This window comes from Achromobacter sp. Root83 (assembly GCF_001428845.1).
GTDB lineage: Bacteria > Pseudomonadota > Gammaproteobacteria > Burkholderiales > Burkholderiaceae_B > Achromobacter.
The window spans coordinates 481,650-491,743 of sequence record NZ_LMIU01000025.1 but is presented as its reverse complement, the minus strand read 5'-3'; the positions used below and the strand labels follow the sequence as shown (position 1 = coordinate 491,743).

Sequence of the window (10,094 nt, the reverse complement as noted above, 5' to 3'; positions counted from 1 at the left end):
TCCAAGCTGGGCTATCGGGCACCGGCTGCGTATGAACGCAGCCAAGCGCCAAAACTACCTATGCAGGTGTCCACTAAAACTTGACCACCACACAATCGCAGCCCCGCCCCCCCCAGGCCCCCGCCACGCCAGGCGTCTCAAGAACTCAACACGAACCCCAAAAAAACACCCCCCCCATCACCCCCCCGAAAAATCACAACAACTCTCCGCCAACCCCGCAACACTCTCGCAAAACGCCACATCCGCATCCCGGCGGAACATTGCGCTATAGACCGATTGCGGCGGCGCGGTGCTGGTGCGGGCGATCACCAGTTGTTTTGCGCTCACCATGTCCGCGAAGTAATCGCGCGGCAGGCAGCTCACGCCGAAGCCGGCCGCCGTCAGGCCCGCCATGGCGATCAGGCTGTTGATCGTGAAAATATTGCTGGCCGGCGTGTGGGGGCGCAGCCAGCCGTCGTAGATCATGTTCAGCCCGGACTCCCGGCTCTGCCGCAGCAGCGGCAACCGCGCGATATCGGCGGGCGTATAGATGCGGCTCGCGTCGATCAGGTCGGAGCTGCCCATCCACGCGAACTCCAGTCTTTGCAACGCCACCACTTGCAGATTCGGTTCGGCGAATTCTCCGTGCAGGAAAGCCATGTCGAGCTGCCCCGCCTGCAGGCGCTTGAGCAGGTCGGCGCCCAGGTCGATGTGCGGCTCCAGCGTGATGCGCGGGTAGTGCGCGCGCAGCAGCCGGATCAAGGCGGGCAGCCACGTCATCGCCGTGATCTCCGTGATGCCGAAGCGGAAGGTGCCGGTGAGCGTGTGCTGGCCCTTCAGCCGCACCAGCAAGCGGTCGCGGTGGCCCAGCATTTCCTCGGCCAGGGCATAGACCTCGTGGCCCCGCGCCGTCAGTTCGGCGCGATGGCCCGAGCGATCGAACAGCGCGATGTCGAAGTCGGCCTCCAGCTCCTGGATGCGCTTGGTGATCGCCGATTGCGTCGTATGCAGCTTCTGCGCCGACGCCGAAAACGTGCCCAGCCGGACGGTCCAGTACAGGGCTTCGATCTGTTTGAAAGTCAGCATGGGCGACTACCCGGCAACGCGAAGTTCATTCCGAAATTTCCATTAAGGGCTAACCCTTATATTCCAAAAAGGGATAAAGTTCGTGGAAATTTAATCCCTTTTTCGGAAACGGAAAAGCTCGCACCATTCGATCTGACTTACTTCCCGGCCGTCCGGCGCAAGGGCTCGAACTCCCTGAAACCGGCGGCATCCGAATCAGGATACGCAGATCGTCATGGCTACCATCTCCACCGGCGCCCGCATATTGCCGGCTTCCCCCGTCGCTCCCGCTTCCATTCTCGAAGCGCTCGCCGGCATCGTCACTCCGCACCTCAGCGACAACCTCGCCCGCCGCGAAGGCATCGCCGGCCTGCGCCGCTACAACGGCGCCGGCAAGCTGGTGGGCACCGCGCTGACCGTCAAGACGCGGCCGGGCGACAACCTGCTGATCTACAAGGCCATGATGCAGATCCAGCCCGGCCACGTGCTGGTGGTGGACGCCGGCGGCGACCTCTCCAACGCGGTGCTCGGCGAGATCATGAAGCGCTACCTGCAGATCCACGGCTGCGCCGGCGTCATCGTCGACGGCGCGATCCGCGACGTGGCGGCGTTCGAAGCCGACAGCTTCCCCTGCTACGCGCGCGGCCACATCCACCGCGGCCCCTACAAGGACGGCCCCGGCGAGGTCAATGTGCCGGTGTCCATCGGCGGACAGGTCATCAACCCCGGCGACATCGTCGTGGGCGATGAAGACGGGCTGGTCAGCTTCGCGCCGTCCGAAGCCGAAGCGCTGATCATCGCCGCGCGCGCGCATGCCGACAAGGAAGCGCGCATCATGGCCGAAATCGCTGGCGGCGAAAAAAACCAGAGCTGGATGCAGGCCGCGTTTGCCGCCAAGGGGCTGGCATGAGCGGCGCCGCAAGCGACTTCCTGGCCGAACGGGCGCGCGTCATCAAGCCGTCGCCCAGCATGATGGCAAAGAGCCGGGTCGACCAGCTCCGCGCTCAGGGCCGCGACATCATCGACTTCACGGTCGGTGAGCCGGACCTGCCCACGCCCGCGCACATCGTCCAGGCGGGAATCGACACGCTGAACAGCGGCGATATCCGCTACACCGCGTCCACCGGCTCCAAACCCTTGCTGGAAGCGGTGCGCGCCAAGTTCCAGCGCGAAAATGGGCTGGACTACGGGCTGGACGAGCTGATCGTCGGCGTGGGCGCCAAGCAATTGATCTTCACGGCGCTGGCCGCCACCGTGCAGGCGGGCGACGAGGTCATCATTCCCGCGCCGTATTGGGTGTCCTACCCGGACATGGTGCTGGTCAACGACGGCGTGCCGGTGGTGGTGGTCTGCCCGGAATCCGACGGGTTCAAGCTGACGCCCCAGGCACTGGAACGCGCCATCACGCCCCGCACGAAGTGGGTACTGCTGAACACGCCCAGCAACCCTACCGGCGCAATGTATGACGCGGCGGAACTGCGCGCGCTCGGCGAGGTCCTGGCGCGCCATCCGCACGTCTGGCTCATGACCGACGAGATCTACGAACACCTGGCGTATGGCGATGCGCCCCATGTGTCGCCCGCCGCCGCCGCGCCCGCGCTCGCCGCGCGCACGCTGACGATCAACGGGGTGTCCAAGGCCTACGCCATGACGGGTTGGCGCCTGGGATACGCGGGCGGCCCGAAGGCGCTGATCAAGGCCATGGCCACGCTGATCTCGCAAAGCACCAGTTGCGTCAGCGCGATCAGCCAGTCGGCATCGCGCACGGCGCTGACCGCCGACCAGCAATGCGTGCGCGATGCCGCCGCCCTGTTTCATACGCGGCGCGACCGCATCGTGGCGCTGCTGAACGAGGTTCCCGGCATACGCTGCCCGCGTCCGCAAGGCGCGTTCTATGTCTATCCGTCGGTTGAGGGCCTGCTGGGCAAGCGCACGCCGGCCGGCCGCAGGCTGGAAAGCGATCTGGACGTGGTGATGTTCCTGCTCGACGAGGCGGGCGTGGCCGGCCTGGACGGAGCGGCCTACGGCCTGTCTCCCTATCTGCGCCTCAGCTTCGCGACATCGATCGACAACATCGAAGAAGGCTGCCGCCGCATCCGCGAGGCCTGCGCAAGCCTGGTTTGAACGCACGCATTCCTGCAGTACCCATACCTATATTTCAGGGGAATTTCATGAAGACCTTCATCTCATCCTTCGCCGCCGCCATCGGCCTGGCCACCACGCTGGCGCCCGCCGCCCACGCCGATACGCTTCAGGACATCAAGGCGCGCGGCAAGTTCATCTGCGGCACCATGGGCACCGCCGAGCCGTTCAGCTTCCAGGATCCGAAGACCCGCGGCATCGTCGGCTATGAGGTCGACGTGTGCCAGGCGCTGGCCGACAGCCTGGGCGTGCCGCTCGAATTGAAGCTGATCGCCGTCGAAGCCCGTATCCCCGAGCTGATCGCGGGCCGTGTGGACGTCGTGGCCGCCAATCTGGGCTGGAGCCCCGAGCGCGCCCAACAGATCGACTACTCGCACCAGCATTTCGTGAGCCTGCAGAAAGTGCTGGCGCGCGATTCCGAAAAAGACCTGAAGGCGCCGGCCGACCTGGCCGGCAAGCGCGTCAGCGCGGTGCGCGGGTCGTCGTCGGAGCAGGGCGCGCGCAAGAACATCCCCAACGTCGAACCCGTGACCTTCAAGGACCCCAGCGGCGCGTTCCTGGCATTGCAGCAGGGCAAGGTCAGCGGCTTCGTGGGTTCCGAGCTGATGCTGGTCAAGCTGCAAAACCAGGCCGCCGCGAGCGCGGTGCCGGTCAAGATCCTGGAGCCCGCTTTGTTCGTCGAGCCCTGGGGCGTCGGCGTGCGCAAAGGCGATGCCGCCATGCTGAACCAGGTGAACAAGGTGCTGGATGGCATGGAAGCATCCGGCCAGGCCGCCAAGACCTTCGACAAGTGGTTCGGCGCGGGCACCCAGTTCAACATCAAGCGCGACTTCCGCATCGAAGCCATCAAGGGTTGATGCGCCGCGCGCGCTGGAGCCTGGTTCGATGCATTACGTCTTTGACTTCAGCGCCATTTTCCAGGGCGAGTATCCGGCTTGGCTGCTCAGGGGGTTCATCACCACCCTGGCGCTGGCCGGGATTGCCTGGATTCTGGCGTTCTTCGTGGGCAGCCTGCTGGCGGTGATCCGCCTGACCGGCTCGCCCGTCGCCAACGGGCTGATCGCGACCTACGTCGCGTTTCACCGCAACGTGCCCATGCTGGTGCACATCCTGTTCTGGTACTTCGGCGTGCCCGCGCTGCTGCCGCAGGCCGTCACCGACTGGCTAAACGGCCACGGCAGCGAATTCATTCTGTCCTGCATCGCGATCGCGCTGGTGATGTCGGCCTACATCTGCGAAGACCTGCGCAGCGCCGTGCGCGGCATTCCACCCGGGCAGGTGGAGGCGGCGCGCGCGCTGGGCCTGAGTTTTCTGAAGACGATGCGCAAGGTCATCCTGCCGCAAGCCTTCCGCATCGCGATCCCGCCGCTGCTCAACCAGACACTGCTGCTGTTGAAGAACACCAGCCTGGCAATGGCCATCGGCGTGACCGAACTGACCGCCGCCGGCCGCGAGATCGAGAACAACACGTTCCGCACCTTCGAAGCCTATGCGGTCGTGACGGTCATCTATCTGGTGCTGTCGTTTCTGATCATGGGCGGCGGCGCGATCCTGCAACGGCGTTACCGTCCCCTGGGAGTTCGCTGATCATGTGGGACATACTCAAAGACAACTGGCTCCTGCTGCTGATCGGGCAGTATCCGCACGGCCCGGTCGGCGGGCTCGCGGCCACCTTGGGGCTGGCCGCCGTCAGCCTGGCGCTGGCGTTGCCTTGCGGCGTGCTGCTGGCGCTGGGCCGCATCAGCCCCTACCGCATCCTCTACTGGCCTTCTTCGGCGGTGGTCTATCTGGTGCGGGGCCTGCCGCTGCTCATGTTCATTTTCTGGGCGTACTTTTTCGTGCCGCTGCTCATCGGCCGTCCGGTGGCCGGCACCACCACGATGGTGGTGGCGCTGGTCTGCTACGAAAGCGCCTATCTGGCCGAGATCATTCGCGCCGGCATTCAGGCGCTTCCGCCGGGCCAGCAGGAGGCCAGCCGGGCGCTGGGTCTGTCATACATGCAGACCATGCGGCGCGTGATCCTTCCGCAGGCGCTCTACAACATGCTGCCCAGCATGCTGAGCCAGTTCGTGTCCACTGTGAAGGAAACGTCGTTGGCCTACGTGATCAGCGTGCAGGAACTGACCTATGCCGCCAACCAGATCAACAGCGTATTGCTGACCAAGCCGTTCGAGGTGTTCGGGCTGCTTGCGCTGACCTATTTCGTCCTGAATTTTGGCCTGAGTTCCCTGGTGCATCTGACCGAACGCCGCATCGGCCGCCGGCGCGCCGGCCTCGCGCCTACCCCCAAAGTGGTGCCGACATGATTCGATTTTCCGAAGTGCAGAAGTGGTATGGCGACTATCAGGCGCTGGCCGACGTGACCGAGCGGGTCAAGCAGGGCGAGGTCGTCGTGGTGTGCGGCCCGTCGGGCTCGGGCAAGTCCACGCTGATCAGGACCGTCAACCGGCTGGAGCCCATCCAGAAAGGAGTCATCGAAGTCGATGGCAAGGATATCTACGGCGGCCAGATCCACCTGGATACGCTACGCAGCCACATCGGTTTCGTGTTCCAGCAGTTCAACCTGTTCCCGCATCTGTCCGTGATGGAAAACCTGATGTTGGCGCCGCTGCAACTCAAACGCGCCAAGCGCCCCGAGGCCCGCGACCGCGCGATGCAGTTGGTGGAGCGGGTGGGCCTGGCGCACAAGGCGGACGCCTACCCGGCGCAGCTTTCGGGCGGCCAGCAGCAACGCGTAGCCATCGCGCGGGCCCTCGCCATGAATCCGCCGGTGATGTTGTTCGACGAGCCGACCAGTGCGCTGGATCCGGAGATGGTGGGCGAGGTGCTTCAGGTGATGAAGGGACTGGCGAAGGACGGGATGACCATGGTGTGCGTGACGCACGAAATGGGCTTTGCGCGGGAAGTGGCGGACCGGGTGTGGTTCATGGACGCGGGTCGGATCGTGGAGACCGGAACGCCGGAGGATTTCTTCAACCGGCCGGGAACGGCGCGGGCGCAGAAATTCCTGGCTGAGATTCGACACTGAGGTCACCGCGACTGCGGGGCCGTTTCGGCCTGCGTGACACGCGCTGCGGCCAGCGCGCAGCCCCGTTGATGCAAGTGAACGCTTACCTCATGCGCCGGTATTGCGCCTTTACAGAAGCGGCATTGACACCGGAAGGCGACAGATTTACCGTTGCACGAGTTCTATGCTGCAGTTGCCTGGAGAGGATGATTTCCAGGACATTCCGACGACGTGTTGCGACCAATCAGCTTCGTGGCCGCGTCCCGCGATGTATCAATACCAGCAGAATCCAGACCCGGGAAAAAGCACGCCGATAGGCCAGTTCCAATCTTTGGAAGGAGGGCCCGTCATGCAGGAAATGCTGATCCTCGTTGACCGCGAGGACCGCCCGATCGGGTCGGGAACCAAACTTCATGTCCATCAAAGCGGCGCGCTGCATCGCGCATTTTCCATCCTGATCTTCGATCGGCTGGGAAAGCTCCTTCTGCAGCGCAGGGCATTGGACAAGTACCACTCGGCGGGTCTGTGGAGCAATAGCTGCTGTGGCCATCCACGGCCCGGCGAAGACACCGACGCCGCCGCGCATCGACGGCTGCAAGAGGAAATGGGATTCGATTGCGGGCTGCGCAAGGTGCTCGCCCTGATCTATCACGCGAGTCTGTCCGGCGGCCTGATCGAGCATGAATACGATCATGTCTATCTGGGCCGCTTTGACGGGGACCCGAATCCAGACCCGCAAGAGGCAGTGGACTGGCGATGGAGCGAGCCGGCCGAGGTGCTCGCCTGGATGGCGGATCGCCCCGATGACTTCACGATCTGGTTCAAACGCATCCTTGAGCATATCTCGCCGGTGGGGCTGGGCCACTGGGCGGCGCTTGCACAGCAGCAACCGCAGAGCTGACTTCCATGAAATCCCAGCTTTGCACGCTCGAGTCACCCCATATGTTGCGGACCTTGGCTCGGAAGGATCTGCGCGATCTTGCCGCGGAACTCCGGGCATTCGTACTGGAAAGCGTGTCTTCCACCGGCGGGCATCTTGCGTCCAATCTCGGGGTGGTGGAACTGACCATCGCGCTTCACTATGTCTTCGAGACGCCGCGCGATCTGCTCGTCTGGGACGTGGGGCATCAATGCTATCCGCACAAGATCCTCACTGGCCGGCGCGATGCGATGCGTACGCTGCGGCAGATGGGCGGGATCTCGGGCTTCCCCCGAAGAGAGGAATCGGAGCACGATACCTTCGGCACGGCGCATTCCAGCACCGCGATCTCCGCCATGCTCGGCATGGCCCAGGCCTCCCGCCTGAAGGGCGAAGACCGGCATTGCGTGGCCATCGTCGGCGATGGCGCAATGAGCGCCGGGATCGCGTTCGAAGCGCTCAACAACGCAGGCGCATGCGACAAGTTGCGCACGATCGTCGTCCTGAACGACAACGATATGTCGATATCGCCGCCCGTCGGGGCGCTGCGCAAGCTGCTGCTGCAGTTGGCCGCGCCGCATCGGCTGTTCGCCGAGGCCCGGAATCTTCTGGCGCGCGAGATCGCCGCGAGCGCGGGCGGCCTTGCCGCGCGTGGTGAAAGCCTTTGCCTGGGTGGCCATCCCGGCAAGGCGGGATTCTTCGAAGACCTGGGTTTCAGCTATCGCGGCCCTGTCGACGGGCATGACCTGGACGCCTTGCTTGACGCGCTTGAGTCAGTGAAATCGGGTGATGGCCCGCAGCTGCTTCACGTCATCACGCGCAAAGGCCAGGGCTACGCGCCGGCCGAAGCGGATCCCGTTCTTTATCACGGACCGGGCAAGTTCAATCCGACCGTCGGCATCGTCGCGCAATCCAAGCCCGCGCCGCGCACTTACGCACAGGTCTTCTGTCAGTGGCTCTGCGAAGCGGCCGAGAGCGACAAGCGGGTCGTCGCGATCACGCCCGCGATGCGCGAGGGCTCCGGGCTGAACGATTTCGAGCGCCGGTTTCCCGACCGCTATTTCGATGTCGGCATCGCGGAGCAGCACGCCCTGACCTTCGCCGCGGGCCTTGCGACCCAGGGCCTGCGGCCGGTCGTCGCGATCTACTCGACCTTTCTTCAGCGGGCCTATGACCAGTTGATTCACGATATCGCGATTCAGCGGCTGCCGGTGGTGCTTGCCATCGATCGGGCCGGCGTCGTCGGCGCGGACGGCGCGACCCATTCGGGCGCCTTCGATATCGCTTACCTGCGATGCGTTCCCCATCTGGTCGTGATGGCGCCTTCGGACGAGAACGAATGCCGGCGCATGCTTCACACCGCCTTGCTGCACGATGGCCCGGCCGCGGTCCGCTATCCGCGGGGCCATGGCCCGGGCGCGGCGACGGATCCGATGCCCAGGCGCATCCGGATCGGGAAGGCCCAGGTCAAGCGGCGGGCGCTCACCGCCCACGCGGGCGCGCGGATCGCCATCCTCGCATTTGGCCCGATGCTGGCGCCCGCTTTGATCGTGGGAGAAAGGCTGGATGCGACGGTAGTGAACATGCGGTTCGTCAAGCCGCTGGACCACGACCTCATTCGCCGTCTTGCCTCGATGCACGACGTGCTGGTGACCGTCGAGGAAGGCTGTATCGCGGGCGGCGCGGGAACCGCTTGCCTGGAATCGCTGGCGATGCAGCAGATGACCCCGCCTGTGCTGCAGCTTGGATTTTCCGATCAGTTCATCGAGCACGGAGATCCCGCCAAGCTGCTCACGGCATCGGGCCTGGACGCCGATGGGATCGAATGCTCCGTGCTGCGTTTTGTCGCGCGCCTTCGGCGCGCGGCCAAGGCGGCGGGGCCTCGTCCGGCATCGGCCCCGCCTGCTGGCGACGTAAATCACCGCGGCCTGGCCGCTGGCGCTGCGCAACTCGGAGAACTGTGATGGAAAGACACGCCCAAGTCCCTGATCAGGCTTTCATCAAGCCCGCCAACGCGGCCATGCCGCAAGCCGCTCCGTATACGGTCATCCGGGGTCCGAATCCTTGCGATTATGAACCCAAGGTCGTCCAGACCTACAGCGAAGATCCCGAGGACTGGCGCAAGGCGATAGGGGATTATCTGCTGTTCCAGTTTGGCGTATACGACGATCCGCTTTCGCCGCAGCCGGTGTCGCTGGACGAGTCGGGCATACGCTATTTCGAGCGTCAGCTCAGGCTGGCGGGGTTTGACGAGCCGGACCGCAAGCCCGTCAAGCGCATCCTCGACATCGGGTGCGGCTGGGGCCACATCCTGAGGCATCTTGCGGGCCGCTTTCCGGAATGCCAGCGGCTCGACGGCGTCAATGTCAGTGTCAGGCAACTGGAGCACTGCGCCAGGCTGTACGAGCGCCTGGACCTGGGCTGGCGCATCAACCTTTATCTCTGCAATGCTCAGGATGTGGACCTGCTCCCCGAGCCGGATAAGCCATACGACCTGGTCATCATCCGCGGGGTGATATCCCACTTTCCCGACACGCTCTACGAGCGTGCCATGAAGGCGCTCCACGCGCGGCTCCGGCCAGGCGGCAAGGTGGTGATCTCGGACAACCTCTACAACATCGACCTGGACAGCTACCAGTCCGATACGCAGGACGATGTCGACAGGATTGCGTGCAAGCACCGCAAGACGCCTGCGTATTTTCGGCAGGTCCTGGAACAAACTGGATTCGACATCCATGACATGCGCGTGCTTCCCTCCAATATCGACGTGGCGCACTGGCTCATGGATTCGAAGGCCAACATCGAGAAGCACTTTCCGAATGGGGCGCGCGGCACGCTCGAAGAGCTGCGGGTGCTTGCCGAAAACTGGTCCGTGGCGCTGATCAAGAACAAGGTTTCCACATACAGCGTCATCGCCCGCAAACCCGGGGACTGACGGCGCGCCGCCGCGCCGGGCGCTTTCCCGGAACCAACTTGAAGGAG

Annotated in this window: 10 protein-coding genes; 9 read left to right on the top strand and 1 reads right to left on the bottom strand. The window is 64.4% G+C overall.

Annotation, left to right across the window (positions count from 1 at the left end; all coding sequences use genetic code 11):
• Positions 1 to 177: 177 nt before the first annotated feature.
• Positions 178 to 1,065: a LysR family transcriptional regulator gene (locus ASE30_RS25430; protein WP_057287033.1), complete on the bottom strand. Its 888-nt coding sequence runs from the start codon at positions 1,063 to 1,065 to the stop codon at positions 178 to 180.
• 214 nt (positions 1,066 to 1,279) lie between these two features.
• On the opposite strand from ASE30_RS25430, the gene ASE30_RS25425 reads away from it, so the two are divergent.
• The 9 genes from ASE30_RS25425 to ASE30_RS25385 all read left to right on the top strand — a co-directional run bounded on the left by ASE30_RS25425 (position 1,280) and on the right by ASE30_RS25385 (position 10,047).
• Positions 1,280 to 1,954: an RraA family protein gene (locus ASE30_RS25425; RefSeq protein ID WP_057287032.1), complete on the top strand. Its 675-nt coding sequence runs from the start codon at positions 1,280 to 1,282 to the stop codon at positions 1,952 to 1,954.
• Positions 1,951 to 3,168: an aminotransferase class I/II-fold pyridoxal phosphate-dependent enzyme gene (locus ASE30_RS25420; protein ID WP_057287031.1), complete on the top strand. Its 1,218-nt coding sequence runs from the start codon at positions 1,951 to 1,953 to the stop codon at positions 3,166 to 3,168. The genes ASE30_RS25425 and ASE30_RS25420 overlap by 4 nt, the downstream gene beginning before the upstream one ends.
• A gap of 47 nt (positions 3,169 to 3,215) precedes the next feature.
• Complete coding sequence (locus ASE30_RS25415) at positions 3,216 to 4,043, top strand: ABC transporter substrate-binding protein (RefSeq protein WP_057287030.1); 828 nt, start codon at positions 3,216 to 3,218, stop codon at positions 4,041 to 4,043.
• A 28-nt stretch (positions 4,044 to 4,071) separates the two neighbouring features.
• Positions 4,072 to 4,773: an amino acid ABC transporter permease gene (locus ASE30_RS25410; RefSeq protein ID WP_057287029.1), complete on the top strand. Its 702-nt coding sequence runs from the start codon at positions 4,072 to 4,074 to the stop codon at positions 4,771 to 4,773.
• Positions 4,774 to 4,775: 2 nt separating this feature from the next.
• Positions 4,776 to 5,492 carry an amino acid ABC transporter permease gene (locus tag ASE30_RS25405; RefSeq protein WP_057287028.1) on the top strand — a complete coding sequence of 239 codons (717 nt, stop codon included), beginning with the start codon at positions 4,776 to 4,778 and terminating at the stop codon, positions 5,490 to 5,492.
• Positions 5,489 to 6,214, top strand: coding sequence for an amino acid ABC transporter ATP-binding protein (locus ASE30_RS25400; RefSeq protein WP_057287027.1), 726 nt, complete (start codon positions 5,489 to 5,491; stop codon positions 6,212 to 6,214). The genes ASE30_RS25405 and ASE30_RS25400 overlap by 4 nt, the downstream gene beginning before the upstream one ends.
• Positions 6,215 to 6,542: 328 nt before the next feature.
• Complete coding sequence (gene idi, locus ASE30_RS25395) at positions 6,543 to 7,094, top strand: isopentenyl-diphosphate Delta-isomerase (protein WP_057287026.1); 552 nt, start codon at positions 6,543 to 6,545, stop codon at positions 7,092 to 7,094.
• A 5-nt stretch (positions 7,095 to 7,099) separates the two neighbouring features.
• A complete protein-coding gene (gene dxs, locus ASE30_RS25390) occupies positions 7,100 to 9,076 on the top strand; it encodes a 1-deoxy-D-xylulose-5-phosphate synthase (RefSeq protein WP_082601724.1) in 1,977 nt (658 codons plus the stop codon).
• Positions 9,076 to 10,047 (top strand): cyclopropane-fatty-acyl-phospholipid synthase family protein, encoded by a 972-nt coding sequence (locus ASE30_RS25385; protein ID WP_057287025.1) that lies wholly within the window; start codon positions 9,076 to 9,078, stop codon positions 10,045 to 10,047. The genes dxs and ASE30_RS25385 overlap by 1 nt, the downstream gene beginning before the upstream one ends.
• Positions 10,048 to 10,094 lie beyond the last annotated feature (47 nt).